The 13,948-nt window shown below is 60.6% G+C and carries 13 protein-coding genes; 4 read left to right on the top strand and 9 right to left on the bottom strand.

The genetic code is table 11. The annotated features are described in order from the left end of the window. Positions 1 to 53 precede the first annotated feature (53 nt). On the bottom strand, positions 54 to 815 hold the full coding sequence (locus ORL50_RS07605) for a YdcF family protein (protein WP_266011754.1): 762 nt from the start codon (positions 813 to 815) through the stop codon (positions 54 to 56). Positions 816 to 917: 102 nt separating this feature from the next. Next, entirely contained in the window at positions 918 to 1,238 is a 321-nt protein-coding gene (locus ORL50_RS07600) for a hypothetical protein (RefSeq protein WP_266011752.1), read from the bottom strand. A gap of 279 nt (positions 1,239 to 1,517) precedes the next feature. On the opposite strand from ORL50_RS07600, the gene leuS reads away from it, so the two are divergent. From leuS to ORL50_RS07580, 4 genes are all read left to right on the top strand, one after another. Then, positions 1,518 to 4,124: a leucine--tRNA ligase gene (gene leuS, locus ORL50_RS07595; protein ID WP_266011750.1), complete on the top strand. Its 2,607-nt coding sequence runs from the start codon at positions 1,518 to 1,520 to the stop codon at positions 4,122 to 4,124. 87 nt (positions 4,125 to 4,211) lie between these two features. Next, a complete protein-coding gene (locus ORL50_RS07590; RefSeq protein WP_266011748.1) occupies positions 4,212 to 4,817 on the top strand; it encodes an LPS-assembly lipoprotein LptE in 606 nt (201 codons plus the stop codon). A gap of 39 nt (positions 4,818 to 4,856) precedes the next feature. After that, on the top strand, positions 4,857 to 5,894 hold the full coding sequence (holA, locus tag ORL50_RS07585) for a DNA polymerase III subunit delta (protein ID WP_266011746.1): 1,038 nt from the start codon (positions 4,857 to 4,859) through the stop codon (positions 5,892 to 5,894). A gap of 119 nt (positions 5,895 to 6,013) precedes the next feature. After that, positions 6,014 to 7,336, top strand: a complete 1,323-nt coding sequence (locus ORL50_RS07580; RefSeq protein WP_266011744.1) for a lytic murein transglycosylase — start codon at positions 6,014 to 6,016, stop codon at positions 7,334 to 7,336. Between the two features lie 92 nt (positions 7,337 to 7,428). Here the strand turns inward: ORL50_RS07580 and ORL50_RS07575 are convergent, their stop codons facing one another. The 7 genes from ORL50_RS07575 to mltB all read right to left on the bottom strand — a co-directional run bounded on the left by ORL50_RS07575 (position 7,429) and on the right by mltB (position 13,943). Continuing rightward, on the bottom strand, positions 7,429 to 8,376 hold the full coding sequence (locus tag ORL50_RS07575; protein WP_266011742.1) for a S66 peptidase family protein: 948 nt from the start codon (positions 8,374 to 8,376) through the stop codon (positions 7,429 to 7,431). Between the two features lie 171 nt (positions 8,377 to 8,547). Continuing rightward, a complete protein-coding gene (lipA, locus tag ORL50_RS07570; RefSeq protein ID WP_007946663.1) occupies positions 8,548 to 9,570 on the bottom strand; it encodes a lipoyl synthase in 1,023 nt (340 codons plus the stop codon). Between the two features lies 1 nt (position 9,571). Next, positions 9,572 to 10,219 (bottom strand): lipoyl(octanoyl) transferase LipB, encoded by a 648-nt coding sequence (lipB, locus tag ORL50_RS07565; RefSeq protein ID WP_266011740.1) that lies wholly within the window; start codon positions 10,217 to 10,219, stop codon positions 9,572 to 9,574. Next, positions 10,219 to 10,494: a DUF493 domain-containing protein gene (locus tag ORL50_RS07560; RefSeq protein ID WP_162439931.1), complete on the bottom strand. Its 276-nt coding sequence runs from the start codon at positions 10,492 to 10,494 to the stop codon at positions 10,219 to 10,221. The genes lipB and ORL50_RS07560 overlap by 1 nt, the downstream gene beginning before the upstream one ends. An 86-nt stretch (positions 10,495 to 10,580) precedes the next feature. Continuing rightward, on the bottom strand, positions 10,581 to 11,738 hold the full coding sequence (locus tag ORL50_RS07555; protein WP_266011736.1) for a D-alanyl-D-alanine carboxypeptidase family protein: 1,158 nt from the start codon (positions 11,736 to 11,738) through the stop codon (positions 10,581 to 10,583). A 181-nt stretch (positions 11,739 to 11,919) separates the two neighbouring features. Continuing rightward, positions 11,920 to 12,933: a septal ring lytic transglycosylase RlpA family protein gene (locus ORL50_RS07550; RefSeq protein WP_266011734.1), complete on the bottom strand. Its 1,014-nt coding sequence runs from the start codon at positions 12,931 to 12,933 to the stop codon at positions 11,920 to 11,922. Beyond that, positions 12,933 to 13,943 (bottom strand): lytic murein transglycosylase B, encoded by a 1,011-nt coding sequence (mltB, locus tag ORL50_RS07545; RefSeq protein WP_266011732.1) that lies wholly within the window; start codon positions 13,941 to 13,943, stop codon positions 12,933 to 12,935. The genes ORL50_RS07550 and mltB overlap by 1 nt, the downstream gene beginning before the upstream one ends. Positions 13,944 to 13,948 lie beyond the last annotated feature (5 nt).

Here is a 13,948-nt window from a genome sequence, read left to right as displayed (position 1 = left end):
GGGGGACATGCACACCTCTGTAGGAGCTGCCGAAGGCTGCGATCTTTTGATTTTCATCGATAAAACAACCAATACCCCACCTGTCCCACCGCCTCGTTCATCAACTGCCCGCTCTGCCAGATCGACTTGAACTCCGGCATCCAGCCACCCAGCGGTCGCGCATTATCCCCGCCAAGAAACCCCACTGGCGCAGGCACCACCTCGAATCTGGCTTTCTGGAAACTCCAGACCGAACGCGGCATGTGCGCCGCCTGGGTCACCACCACCACGCGCTTGATTCCCTGGGGCAGCAACAGGCTTGCGCTCATCTGCGCGTTCTCCCAGGTCGTGCGGCTCTGACCTTCCTGCCAGCGCACAGTCACACCAAAATCATCGAGCAGCGAATCGGCCATCAGCTTGGCTTCGGAGGGCGGAGTGCCGTAATGCAATCCGCCACTGGTCAGCACCGGCAACCCCGACGCCTTGGCCAGTCGAGCGGCATAACGTTGGCGCTCCAGACCGATACCTGTCGGCTGATCAGCCCCCCAGGCAGGGTCTCCGCGCTCGCGCCCCGAGCCCAGCACCACGATGGCATCGGCACGTTGGCCGAGCGTCGTCCACTCTTCACGAGTCAATGGCGGCACACGCTCCAGGGCATTGGCACTCCACTGCACGACGATCGGCAGGCTCATCAGCCAGAAGCCCCCCAGGCCCAGTGCAAAACACAGCCCGGCCAATCGCGGCCGGGTACGGCGCAACCACCAACCCAGGGCGAGCAAGAGCAGCAGAATGCCGGGAGGCAAGAGAAGTTGTTTCACGAAATAACGAAAAGGCATCGAGCATCTCCAAAGATGCCCGAAGCCTAAGAGGGTTGACGCGATGCGACAACTAAATCGAAAGGACTCAACGTTTTCATTGCCCGAAATGCGGCCTGAGCCTTACTTGAATTGCAGTGACCGGACCTTTACCGCATCCCTGCCTGGTACCTTGTCCTTGAGCCAGATGATTTTGGCCGAACGAGGTGCGTCGAGCTGCTTCACTGCTTCTGACAAGCATCCGTGTGTTTCACGTTCACTGCGGTCCAGATAAGCTTTCACCAAGGCAAACTCTGCGGGGCTGAGGCCACGCAGTTCCAACTCGAGGGGGCGCTCATCGCGCAGCCGGTCAGCGGTTTTTGCAGCATCCAGGGCCATCCCCAGACGATCGATCAGTCTTTCATACAGCTCCGGTTTCGTGACTTTTTGCTGAGACTCAACCATCCCTCACCTCATTGAAGATAAGTCTTGCTCCCCATTTAGAGCTTAGCTTCCGTCACCAAACCGGCTGAGCGCCGCGACCAACGGCCCTCGCCGGGCAAATCAGGCGGCGCCTGCGTGCAATCAGGGTTTCCCTCGGCAGAGCACGGTCATGTATGCTACGGCGCTTCCTGTAACTCCACTTCCAGCTCGCCTGGACAGCGAAACGCCGAATTGGCGCGCTCACCGTCCAGCATTGCAACGAAGAGGATTAGGCCACCCCTATTCAGTTCAAAAGTAGCCATGCACGAACAATATCAGCCCCGTGAAATCGAAGCCGCCGCCCAGTCATTCTGGGACGAGCAAAAGTCCTTTGAAGTCAGTGAACAGCCAGGCAAGGAGACTTTCTATTGCCTGTCGATGTTCCCTTACCCTAGCGGCAAGCTACACATGGGGCACGTGCGCAACTACACCATCGGCGACGTGATCTCCCGCTACCAGCGCATGCAAGGCAAGAACGTCCTGCAACCCATGGGTTGGGATGCCTTCGGCATGCCGGCGGAAAACGCCGCAATGAAAAACAATGTGGCTCCCGCCAAGTGGACCTACGAAAACATCGCCTACATGAAAACCCAGCTGCGCAGCCTGGGCCTGGCGGTGGACTGGTCTCGCGAAGTGACCACCTGCAAGCCCGATTACTACCGCTGGGAACAGTGGCTGTTTACTCGCCTGTTCGAAAAAGGCGTGATCTACAAGAAAAGCGGCACCGTGAACTGGGACCCGGTCGACCAGACCGTCCTGGCCAACGAGCAGGTGATCGACGGTCGCGGCTGGCGTTCCGGCGCGCTGATCGAAAAGCGCGAAATTCCGATGTACTACTTCAAGATCACCGCCTACGCGGATGAGCTGCTGGAGAGCCTCGACGAGCTGACTGGCTGGCCTGAACAGGTCAAGACCATGCAGCGCAACTGGATCGGCAAATCCCGCGGCATGGAAGTGCAGTTCCCGTACAACGTCGACTCCATCGGCGAAGCCGGCGCGCTGAAAGTCTTCACCACCCGTCCGGACACCCTGATGGGCGCCACTTACGTGGCCGTGGCCGCCGAGCATCCGTTGGCGACGCTGGCGGCACAAAACAACCCTGAACTGCAGGCGTTCATCGCCGAATGCAAAGGCGGCAGCGTGGCCGAAGCCGACGTCGCCACCCAGGAGAAAAAAGGCCTGCCGACCTCGCTGTTCGTCGAGCACCCGCTGACCGGTGAGAAACTCCCAGTGTGGGTCGCCAACTACGTGCTGATGCACTACGGCGATGGCGCGGTGATGGCTGTTCCGGCTCACGACGAACGGGATTTCGAGTTCGCCACCAAGTACGACCTGCCGATCAAGTCCGTAGTGCGCACCAGTGCCGGTGACACCAACCCTGCCCCATGGCAGGACGCTTACGGCGAGCACGGCACGCTGATCAACTCCGGTGAGTTCGACGGCCTGGACTTCCCAGGCGCGTTCGACGCCATCGAAGTTGCGCTGATCAAGAAAAACCTTGGCGCCTCGCGCACCCAGTTCCGCCTGCGCGACTGGGGCATCAGCCGTCAACGCTACTGGGGCTGCCCGATCCCGATCATCCACTGCAACGCTTGCGGTGACGTGCCGGTTCCGGAAGATCAACTGCCAGTGGTGCTGCCTGAAGACGTGGTACCGGATGGTGCAGGTTCGCCTCTGGCGCGCATGCCCGAGTTCTACGAGTGCGCTTGCCCGAAATGCGGCGCGCCGGCCAAGCGTGAAACCGACACCATGGACACCTTCGTCGAGTCGTCGTGGTACTACGCCCGCTACGCCTCGCCGCACTATGAAGGCGGCCTGGTGGAAAAATCCGCAGCTGACCACTGGTTGCCGGTGGATCAGTACATCGGCGGTATCGAACACGCGATTCTTCACCTGCTGTACGCGCGCTTCTTCCACAAGCTGATGCGCGACGAAGGCCTGGTGAGCTCCAATGAACCGTTCAAGAACCTGCTGACCCAGGGCATGGTGATCGCCGAGACTTACTATCGTCGCGAAGCCAATGGAGCCTACACCTGGTTCAACCCGGCAGACGTCGAACTCGAACGCGACAGCAAGGCCAAGGTCATCAGCGCCAAGCTGATCGCAGACGGCCTGCCGGTGGAAATCGGCGGCACCGAGAAGATGGCCAAGTCGAAGAACAACGGCGTCGACCCGCAGTCGATGATCGACCAGTTCGGTGCGGACACCTGCCGCCTGTTCATGATGTTCGCTTCGCCACCTGACATGAGCGCAGAGTGGTCCGACTCCGGCGTGGAAGGTTCGCACCGTTTCCTCAAGCGAGTCTGGCGCCTGGCTCAAGGCCACGTAACCCAAGGCTTGCCGGGTAAACTGGACGTTGCCGGCCTGAACGACGAGCAAAAAGCCATTCGCCGTTCGATCCATCTGGCCATCAAGCAAGCCAGCCACGACGTCGGGCAGAACCACAAATTCAACACCGCCATCGCCCAGGTGATGACGCTGATGAACGTGCTGGAAAAAGCCCCGCAAGTGAGCGAACAGGATCGTGCCCTGGTGCAGGAAGGTCTGGAAGCCGTGACACTGCTGCTGGCTCCGATTACTCCGCACATCAGCCACGAGGTGTGGCATCAACTCGGCCACGCTGGCCCAGTGATCGACGCTGGTTGGCCGGTAGTCGACGAATCCGCGCTGGTGCAGGACAGCCTGACGCTGGTCATCCAGGTCAACGGCAAGCTGCGCGGCCAGATCGAAATGCCCGCCAGCGCGACTCGCGAAGAAGTCGAAGCCGCTGCCCGTACCAACGAGAACGTGCTGCGTTTCGTTGACGGCCTGACTATTCGTAAAGTGATCGTAGTGCCCGGGAAACTGGTCAATATCGTCGCCAGCTAATTGGATCAGGCGCCAGGTGAGCCTGGCGCCGAGTAAAACCTTTCGGGTCGCACCGTCGGCCCACCTGGTTTCAAGGGGAACAACAAGATGATCAAACGCAATTTGCTGGTGATGGGCCTCGCGGTCCTGTTGAGCGCCTGCGGTTTCCAGCTGCGCGGCACCGGCACGACTGAACTGGCGATCAAGGAACTCGACCTGAGCGCACGCAACGCCTACGGTCCGACCGTGACCCAGATGCGCCAGGTGCTCGAAAGCAGCGGCGTCAAAGTTGCCGCCGGCGCGCCCTACAAGCTGGTCCTGACCAATGAGCAGGAAAGCCAGCGCATCCTCAGCTATGCAGGTGCCGGTCGCACTGGCGAGTATCAGCTGAACACAGTGCTCGAATACGACATCCGTGGCCAGCGTGATCGCGGTCTGCTGAGCGACAAGATCGAAGTGCAGAAAGTGTTCATCCACGACGGCAACAACCTTGCAGGTTCCGAGCAGGAAGCCGACGATGCCCGCAAGGAAATTCGCCGCGAACTGGTACAACGCATGATGCTGCGCCTGCAACAGCTGACCCCAGCGCAGCTGGATCAGATGCAGCAGACTGCTGACGCGAAGGCCCAGGCCGAGGCCGCGGCACTGGAAGCAGCGCAGAAAGCCGAGGCGGAGACGCCACGTCAGTCGCCTGTTGAACTGCCGCAGCAATAAGCCCTGTGGGGCGCCCAGGCGCCCCACTCGCCCTTTCCCATGAAACTCGCCCCCGCCCAACTCGCCAAACACCTGCAAGGCAACCTCGCGCCGGTCTATATCATCAGCGGCGACGACCCGCTGCTGTGCCAGGAAGCCGCCGATGCCATCCGCGCTGCGGCCCGCCAACAGGGTTTTGACGAACGCCAGGTATTCGCTGCCGACGCCAGTTTCGACTGGGGCACCTTGCTGCAAGCCGGTGCCAGCATGTCGTTGTTCGCTGAAAAGCGCCTGCTGGAATTGCGCCTGCCGTCCGGCAAACCCGGCGACAAGGGCGCTGCCGCGTTTATCGAATATTGCTCGCGGCCTGCCGAAGACACGGTGTTGCTGATCAGCTTGCCCAAGTTGGACGGCGGTGCGCAGAAAACCAAGTGGGGCAAGGCGCTGGTCGAAGGCCAGCACACCCAGTTCGTGCAGATCTGGCCGGTGGATGCCAACCAGTTGCCCAGCTGGATCCGCCAGCGCCTGTCCCAGGCCGGGCTTTCCGCCAGCCAGGACGCGGTCGAACTGATTGCCGCACGGGTCGAAGGCAACCTGCTGGCGGCCGCCCAGGAAATCGAAAAGCTCAAGCTGATGGCCGAGGGTGGCCAGATCACTGTGGAAACCGTACAGGCGGCAGTCGCCGACAGCGCACGTTTCGACGTGTTCGGCCTGACTGATGCGATCCTCAATGGCGAAGCGGCCCATGCCCTGCGAATGCTTGAAGGGCTGCGCGGTGAAGGCGTCGAGCCGCCGGTCATCCTCTGGGCCCTGGCCCGGGAGCTGCGCTTGCTGGCCAACCTGTCATTGCAATACAGCCAAGGCGTGCCACTGGACAAGGCGTTCAGCTCGGCCCGACCGCCGGTCTGGGACAAGCGCAAGCCGTTGATGAGCAAGGCCCTGCAACGCTACTCGGCGCAACGCTGGGCGCAGTTGCTGCTGGAAGCGCAACGCATAGACGCGCAGATCAAGGGCCAGGCTGCAGGTTCGCCCTGGATGAGCCTGAGTCGGTTGGCGCTGTTGATGGCTGGTCAGCGATTGATGTTGCCGGCTGAATAAATCAAAAGATCGCAGCCTTCGGCAACTCCTGCGCGCCTTACTTTCTGGCGGCCTGAAAGGCAACCTACCGCTCAACATGTTAAGGTCTGCACCTGATTCGTTTTTCCCTGGACCTGTGCATGCCCCTTAGTCTTTCCCGTCGTTGGCCCCTGCGCCAGCTGCTCGCTGCCTCCAGCCTCGTTCTGCTTGTCGCTTGCGCGGAAAAACCCACCGCAGCCGACGCTCAACCGCTTCAGACCCTGCCTGTCGCTACAGCCCCCGCGGTGATCCCGCCGGTGGTACCGACCGGTGAGAATCTCGATATTCAGCCCACGCAGACGTTTGCCGAATGGCAGGCCGGTTTCCGCAAGGAAGCACTCGCCGCCGGCATTCGCGCCGATCTATTCGATCGAGCCTTCGCCAACGTGAGCATCGACCCCAGCGTGATTCGCGCCGACCGCAGCCAACCGGAATTTTCCCGCCCGGTGTGGGAGTATCTCGACGGTGCGCTGTCGCCTCTGCGGGTGCGCAAGGGCCAGGCGCTGGTGAACCAGTATGCCGACGTGCTGCAAAGCATCGAACAGCGCTACGGGGTTGACCGTCAGGTACTGGTGTCGGTCTGGGGCATGGAAAGCAACTTCGGACAGTTCCAAGGCAGCAAGTCGGTCATCAACTCCCTGGCCACCCTCGCCTACGAAGGTCGCCGCCCGGGCTTTGCCCAGGCGCAGTTGATCGCTGCACTGCAGATCCTGCAACAGGGTGACATCGAACCCGAGAAGATGCTCGGCTCCTGGGCCGGGGCCATGGGCCAGACCCAGTTCATCCCGACCACCTACAACACCCACGCCGTGGATTTCGATGGCGACGGACGCCGGGACATCTGGGGCAGCTCCGCCGATGCGCTGGCTTCCACTGCGCACTACCTGCAGAGCTCGGGCTGGCAGAAAGGTCAGCCTTGGGGCTTTGAGGTGCAGCTGCCGAGCGGCTTCAACTACGTTCTGGCAGACGGCACGATTCGCAAGAGTGTCGCTGAATGGCGCCAGTTGGGCGTAACCCTGCCCAATGGCGGCCAGGTTCCAGCGGGCACAGAGCAGCTGTCGGCCGCCCTGCTGCTGCCGGCCGGCTACCGTGGCCCGGCCTTCCTGGTGCTCGATAACTTCCGGGCGATTCTCAAGTACAACAATTCTTCGTCCTACGCCCTGGCCGTGAGCTTGCTGTCCGAACGTTTCAGTGGCGGCGGCCTGATCAGTGGTACCTGGCCAAAGGATGACATGCCGCTGAGCCGTACCGAGCGTATCGAATTGCAAAGCCTGTTGAGCGCGCAGAATTATGATGCCGGCACAGCCGACGGCATTATCGGCGCCAACACGCGCAAGGCGATTCGCAGTGCCCAGCAGTCGTTTGGCTGGCCAGCGGATGGATATCCGACGCACAAGTTGTTGGAAGGCCTGAGAAACCGTTAAGAGCAAAAGATCGCAGCCTGCGGCAGCTCCTACCTAGGAATGCGTTCCCTTGTAGGAGCTGCCGCAGGCTGCGATCTTTTCGCATCACCTAGTTACTTGACCACCACATCCTGCTCCAACACCAACTCCTTGGCCCCCGCATCCAGCCTCACCAACGCCCCCATCGGCAGCGTCAGGTTTGGATCACAATGCCCACTGCGCCAACCGGTCATTACCGGAATGCGCAACGGCTCGAAAGTCTGCTTGAGCAAGCGATCCAACGCCGCCGTTTCGACTCCCGCCACATCGCCCACCAGCACCCCGCGCAACTGGCCCAGCGTGCCCGCCAGGCGAAGATGGGTCAGTAGCCGGTCTATGCGGTACAGCGGCTCATTGATGTCCTCGATAAACAGGATGACACCCTCGGCATCGATCGCGTAGGGCGTGCCCATGGTGGCGGCGATCATCGACAGGTTGCCGCCGAGCAAGCGCCCATGGGCTATTCCTGGCTCGATGGTGGTCAAGGGGTAGGCTACCGGGTGCGTCAGCACACTCCCCGCCTTCACCTGCCCCCTGAGCATGTTGAAAAACGAGGACTCGGTGGGCCGTTTCCTGTCGCCCAGCAGGTCGGCATTGAGCAGTGGCCCGTGAAAGGTCACAAAGCCGGCATAGCGGCTGATCGCCAAGTGCAGCGCGGTAATATCGCTATAGCCAACGAATGGCTTGGCGTTGTTGCGTAACAGGTCGAAATCAATGCGATCGAGCAACCGCGGGGTGCCGTAGCCACCGCGTAGGCAAATGATCGCATCGACTTGCGGGTCGGCAAACGCGGCATGCAGATCCCCCAACCGCCGGTCATCGCTACCGGCCAGGTAGCCATCCTTTTCATAGACCCCTGGGTAAATCCGCAGCGCATACCCGCGAGCACGCATCCAGGCGATGGCTTTTTCGGTGTCCAGCGGCGCCGGGCCTGCGGGGGCAATAACGCCGATCAGCCCTTCCGGCGGCAGCGCCGGGACGGGAACGTGCGGGCTGAGAATGTGGGTTGGTTTAACAGTCATCCTTGAATCTCCCTGCGTGAAAGCGTCTGGCACACAGTAGTCAGGAACGTGGACAAACAGAAGAGGGAGGATACCCCTCTGGCTGCAGGAAAAAGCCTAGCTTGCCGTAGGCCAGGCAAAAAACAGCCCGCAAGCCGGATAAGCCTTGCGGGCTGTTTTATCAGCCGTTGATCAGGACGACATCAGCTCGGCCTTGACCAGCTTGGCTTGCTCATCGGCATGGTACGAAGAGCGCACCAGCGGGCCGGATGCGACGTTCTTGAAGCCCATTTTGTAGCCTTCCTCGGCGAACCAGGCGAAGGTGTCCGGGTGCACAAAACGCTGGACCGGCAAGTGGCTGCGCGATGGTTGCAGGTACTGGCCCAGGGTCAGCATGTCGATGTCATGTTCGCGCATGCGCTTCATCACTTCGATGACTTCTTCATCGGTCTCGCCCAGACCCAGCATCAGGCCGGACTTGGTCGGAATGTGCGGCATCATCTGCTTGAAGCGTTGCAGCAGGGTGAGCGACCACTGGTAGTCCGAACCTGGACGCGCAGCCTTGTACAGGCGTGGCACGGTTTCCAGGTTGTGGTTGAACACATCAGGCGGCTCGGCTGCGGTGATTTCCAACGCAACATCCATGCGTCCACGGTAATCCGGGACCAGGGTTTCGAGTTGCACGTTCGGCGACAGTTTGCGGATCTCGCGGATGCAGTCGGCAAAGTGCTGGGCACCGCCGTCACGCAGGTCGTCGCGGTCAACCGAGGTGATGACGACGTACTTGAGTTTCAGGTCGGCAATGGCAATCGCCAGGCTTTCCGGCTCATTGACGTCCAGTGGCTTCGGACGACCGTGGCCGACGTCGCAGAACGGGCAACGACGAGTGCAGATGTCACCCATGATCATGAAGGTCGCGGTGCCGCCGGAGAAGCACTCGCCCAGGTTCGGGCAGGACGCCTCTTCACACACGCTGTGCAGCTTGTGCTTACGCAGCAGGGCCTTGATGCGATCGACCTCCGGGGAAACCGGGATGCGCACGCGGATCCAGTCGGGTTTCTTCGGCAGCTCGGTGGTCGGAATGATCTTTACCGGGATGCGTGCAACCTTCTCGGCGCCGCGCAGCTTGACGCCGGCTTCAACCTTGGCACGCGGGGCCGGACGCTCGGTAACATCCAGCGTCGGGATCATGGTTTGCACTGCATCAGTAGTCATATCAGTCGATTCCGCCCGTTAGGGTCGTCTGCTCAGCATAGTCGAGGTGTTTGACGAGCTGCGCGCGCAGCCGGGCACTTACCTCGGCAAATTTAATCGATCCTGCGTGATCGCTCAGCTGGGTCATCGCCAGCCCGGCGTAGCCGCAGGGATTAATCCGTCGAAACGGTTCCAGGTTCATGTCCACGTTCAGGGCCAGGCCATGAAAGGAACAGCCGTGGCGAATGCGCAAACCCAGGGAAGCAATTTTCGCCCCGTCGACATACACACCCGGTGCATCCGGCTTGGCCGCGGCGGTCACGCCGTAGCTTGCCAGCAACTCGATCAGGCAATGCTCCATGCGGGTGACCAGGTCCCGCACACCAAAACCGAGCTTGCGTACATCGAGCAGCAGGTAGGCCACCAATTGGCCAGGCCCGTGATAAGTCACCTGGCCACCGCGGTCGACCTGCACCACCGGGATATCTCCCGGCAGCAGCAGGTGTTCGGCCTTGCCGGCCTGGCCCTGGGTGAACACCGGAGGGTGCTCGACCAGCCAGATCTCGTCTGCGGCATCGCTGCCGCGTTCGTTGGTAAAGCGTTGCATGGCATGCCAGACCGGCTCGTAAGCCATCTGGCCGAGCTCGCGAAAGCCCAGCGTGCCAGACATCACAGCACCATGTGCACGAAACCGGTAGCGCGCAACTCGCTGTTGATGTCGTACAGCTGCTCTTGACCGGTAGCGATGATGTGCAGCTGGATAGTCGTGTACTTGCCGTTGGTACTCTGGCGTTCAGCGAACGTCTTGAGGTCAACGGTGGCGTGTTTTTCAAGGATCGCAATGATCTTGTCCTTGAAACCCACGCCGGTATCGCCGATTACCTTAATCGGGTAATCCGCGCAGGGGAATTCGATCTTTGGCGCCTTTACTTCGGTGTCGGTCATGGCGTAACGGCCTCGTGAGCGTAAGCCGTGGCAACGAACATGGCCCCGCGCCGATTTGGAACGGGGCCATGCAGGTCCACACTAAATCAGTTGAACAAGCCGTAGAAGAATAGACGGATGCTATCCCACATGCGACGGAAGATACCACCCTCCTCGACGCCATCCAGAGCGATCAGGTCAGCGCTGTGCACTACCTTGTCGTCCAGTTTGACTTCGACTTTACCGATTACGTCGCCTTTGGCGATTGGCGCAATCAGCTGCGGGTTCATGGTCATGCTGGCGGCGAGCTTTTTCAGCTGGCCTTTTGGCAGGGTCATGGTCAGGTCTTGAGCCAGGCCGGCCTTGACCTGGTTGGTAGTGCCTTTCCAGACAGGAGCCTGGGCCAACTCGGCGCCTTTCTGATAGAAGGTCTGGGTTTCGAAGAAACGGAAACCGTAAGTCAGCAGCTTCTGGGTCTCGGAAGCACGAGCCACTTCGCTGTTGGTGCCGAACACTACGGCGATCAGGCGCATGCCGTCACGTACAGCCGAAGACACCATGCAGTAGCCGGCTTCGTCGGTGTGACCGGTTTTCAGGCCATCAACCGTCTTGTCGCGCCACAGCAGCAGGTTGCGGTTCGGTTGCTTGATGCCGTTCCAGAAGAACTCTTTCTGCGAGTAGATCGCGTAGTGAGCCGGGTCTTCGTGGATGATCGCGCGGGCCAGCACTGCCATGTCGTGAGCCGACGAGTAGTGTTCCGGGTTCGGCAGGCCGGTCGGGTTCATGAAGTGGCTGTTGGTCATGCCAAGGTCAGCCACGGTTTTGTTCATCATGTCGGCGAAGGCATCTTCGCTGCCGGCGATGTGCTCGGAGAGCGCAACACTGGCGTCGTTACCCGACTGAATGATGATGCCGTGCAGCAGGTCACTGACAGTGACCTGGGAGCCGACCTTGATGAACATCCGCGAACCGCCGGTGCGCCAGGCGTTTTCGCTGACGGTCACCGGATCGTTTTCGCCGATCTGGCCACGACGAATTTCCAGGGTCGCGATGTACGCAGTCATCAGCTTGGTCAGGCTGGCCGGAGGCAGACGCTGGTCACCGTTGTTCTCTACCAGCACGTTGCCGCTGCTGGCGTCCATGAGCACATAGGATTTAGCCGCCAGTTGTGGTGGCGACGGCATCATCTCGACCGCGAAAGCGGCAGGCGAGATGAGCAGCGGGACTAGCAGGCAAAGGCGTTTGGCAAAGGTGGTGATGTTCATCCGTCTCTCGAAATCGCTAATGGAAACTGCCCGAAGGCAAAACTAATCAGATGACCTTCTAACGGGCCATCGCGTGTTCAGTTGTTCACTCATAACCCTTGCCGGGCTTTTGTTCTTCATCGAGCCAACAACCAAGTTCACCCCCCAAATCGCAAGTGAACCCTCAATCAAGTCCTACGTATTACTCGGCGGTGACCAGGCTCGGCGAACCGAGATTGGCCAGGCGCACGCTGTTCTGCACCTGCTGGATTTCACCCGGCGAGCCCATTGGCCCCAGGCGCACCCGATGCAGGGTTTGCTGATTGCGCACTATCGAACTGATGAACACCGGAGCGCTCACCATTCCGCTCAGCTTCGATCTCAGGAGTTCTGCAGCGTCCGGGTTGGCGAACGCGCCCACCTGCAGATACTGGCCAGAGGCTGGTACAGAAGCGTTTTTTTTTGCATCGATCTGCACGGGCACTACGGCCGCGGCGTGCTGCTGCGGCGGCGGAGTCCATTGCTCGACCGTGCCGGCCGAAGCAGTGATGACCGGCGCCTTGTTTTGCGCGATCTGCGGCTCGTTGAGCATCAACGGCGCCGGACGCCCCTTAGCAGCCCACCATTGTTGCGGATCGATGCCCTCAACCTTGACGCGCGCGGTGCCGGTTTCGGCATAACCGAGCTTCTTGGCCGCCGCATAGGACAGGTCGATGATTCGGTCGGAGTAGAACGGCCCACGATCGTTGACGCGCAGCACTACCGACTTGTTGTTGTCCAGATTGGTCACCCGAACGTAACTTGGCAGTGGCAAGGTCTTGTGGGCGGCACTCATGCCATACAGGTCATAGACTTCGCCATTGGCGGTGTTCTGACCGTGGAATTTGGTGCCGTACCAGGACGCCGTGCCCGATGCCACGTAGCTCTTCGATTCCTGGATCGGAAAGTAAGTCTTGCCCAGCACGGTGTAGGGGTTGGCTTTGTAAGGGCCGGTGTGCAGGGTCGGCGTCGCATCCGGGATGCGCGAAACATCGACATCCCACCATGGCGCGCCGTCTTTGTGAGCGCGGTTGATGTCCAGCCCGGGCATGGTGCGCACAGCCGTTGTAGCTGGCTTTTGCGTAGGTGCGCGGCTGGTCGAACAACTGGCGACCAGCACCGCCAAGGCACCGAATGCCATCAGCTTCAGGGGTTTATTCATAGGCAATGCCCGCATTACTTGACGCCCCGTGCTTGGACCAGCTGTTCAGACAGTTGATGTACGGCCATGGCATACATCACGCTGCGGTTATAACGCGTGATCGCGTAAAAATTCTTCAGGCCCATCCAGTATTCAGGACCTTTGTCACCTTCCAGGCGGAAAGCCGTGACCGGCATATCATCGCGCAGCGCATCATGACTCGACCAGCCCAACGCTCGCAACTCCCCGACGGTTTTAGTCGGCTCGATGCCCGTGGTCAAACCTTCGTCCACCTGGGGCCCACGCACATCTGCGCGACTGACCACCGGTTCTCCGGCTACCCAGCCGTGACGCTTGAAATAACTGGCGACACTGCCGATGGCATCGTCCGGGTTGGTCCATATATTAATGTGGCCGTCACCGTCGAAATCCACTGCATAAGCGCGAAAACTGCTGGGCATGAACTGCGGCAGTCCCATGGCCCCGGCGTACGAGCCCTTGAGGGTCAATGGATCGACCTGCTCTTCCCGCGCCAGCAGCAGGAATTCACGCAATTCCTTGCGGAAAAATTCGGCACGAGGAGGATAGTCGAAACCGAGGGTGGACAATGCATCGATCACCCGGAAATTACCGGTATTACGACCAAAAAAGGTCTCAACGCCGATAATCGACACAATCACCTGGGCCGGAACCCCGTACTCCTGCTCGGCACGCGCCAGTACGGCCTCGTGCTGACGCCAGAAGTCCACACCGCGGGCGATGCGCGCGTCGGTGATGAACATCGGGCGATATTCGTTCCACTGCTTGACCCGCTCGGCAGGTTTCGAGATCGCGTCCAGAATCGACTGCTTGCGCTCGGCTTCGCGGAACACGCCCATCAGCTGCTCGCCAGCAAAACCGTAGTCGCGGGTCATTTCACCGACGAATTCGGCAACCTGCGGTGTGCCTTCGTAATCGCCGGCCAGCGCTTGCTGCGCTGTGCCAAGGATGCTTACCAGGCCGACCCACGGCGCGTATCGAGTCGCCCAGCCACGCATTTCTTGCATTGAAA

Origin of the sequence: Pseudomonas sp. RIT-562, from assembly GCF_026241895.1 — a bacterium.
In the GTDB taxonomy this organism is placed as follows: domain Bacteria; phylum Pseudomonadota; class Gammaproteobacteria; order Pseudomonadales; family Pseudomonadaceae; genus Aquipseudomonas; species Aquipseudomonas mandelii_F.
The sequence above is the reverse complement of the archived record's forward strand: the minus strand, read 5'-3'. Positions and strand labels throughout refer to the sequence as shown.

Coding starts and splice junctions, on each gene's coding strand:
- ORL50_RS07560 (WP_162439931.1), bottom strand. CDS start 10,494: ATGACCGACACCGAAGTAAAGGCGCCAAAGATCGAATTCCCCTGCGCG.
- lipA (WP_007946663.1), bottom strand. CDS start 9,570: ATGACTACTGATGCAGTGCAAACCATGATCCCGACGCTGGATGTTACC.
- ORL50_RS07550 (WP_266011734.1), bottom strand. CDS start 12,933: ATGCGGGCATTGCCTATGAATAAACCCCTGAAGCTGATGGCATTCGGT.
- ORL50_RS07575 (WP_266011742.1), bottom strand. CDS start 8,376: ATGACTGTTAAACCAACCCACATTCTCAGCCCGCACGTTCCCGTCCCG.
- leuS (WP_266011750.1), top strand. CDS start 1,518: ATGCACGAACAATATCAGCCCCGTGAAATCGAAGCCGCCGCCCAGTCA.
- holA (WP_266011746.1), top strand. CDS start 4,857: ATGAAACTCGCCCCCGCCCAACTCGCCAAACACCTGCAAGGCAACCTC.
- ORL50_RS07605 (WP_266011754.1), bottom strand. CDS start 815: ATGCCTTTTCGTTATTTCGTGAAACAACTTCTCTTGCCTCCCGGCATT.
- ORL50_RS07590 (WP_266011748.1), top strand. CDS start 4,212: ATGATCAAACGCAATTTGCTGGTGATGGGCCTCGCGGTCCTGTTGAGC.
- ORL50_RS07580 (WP_266011744.1), top strand. CDS start 6,014: ATGCCCCTTAGTCTTTCCCGTCGTTGGCCCCTGCGCCAGCTGCTCGCT.
- lipB (WP_266011740.1), bottom strand. CDS start 10,219: ATGTCTGGCACGCTGGGCTTTCGCGAGCTCGGCCAGATGGCTTACGAG.
- ORL50_RS07555 (WP_266011736.1), bottom strand. CDS start 11,738: ATGAACATCACCACCTTTGCCAAACGCCTTTGCCTGCTAGTCCCGCTG.
- ORL50_RS07600 (WP_266011752.1), bottom strand. CDS start 1,238: ATGGTTGAGTCTCAGCAAAAAGTCACGAAACCGGAGCTGTATGAAAGA.
- mltB (WP_266011732.1), bottom strand. CDS start 13,943: ATGCAAGAAATGCGTGGCTGGGCGACTCGATACGCGCCGTGGGTCGGC.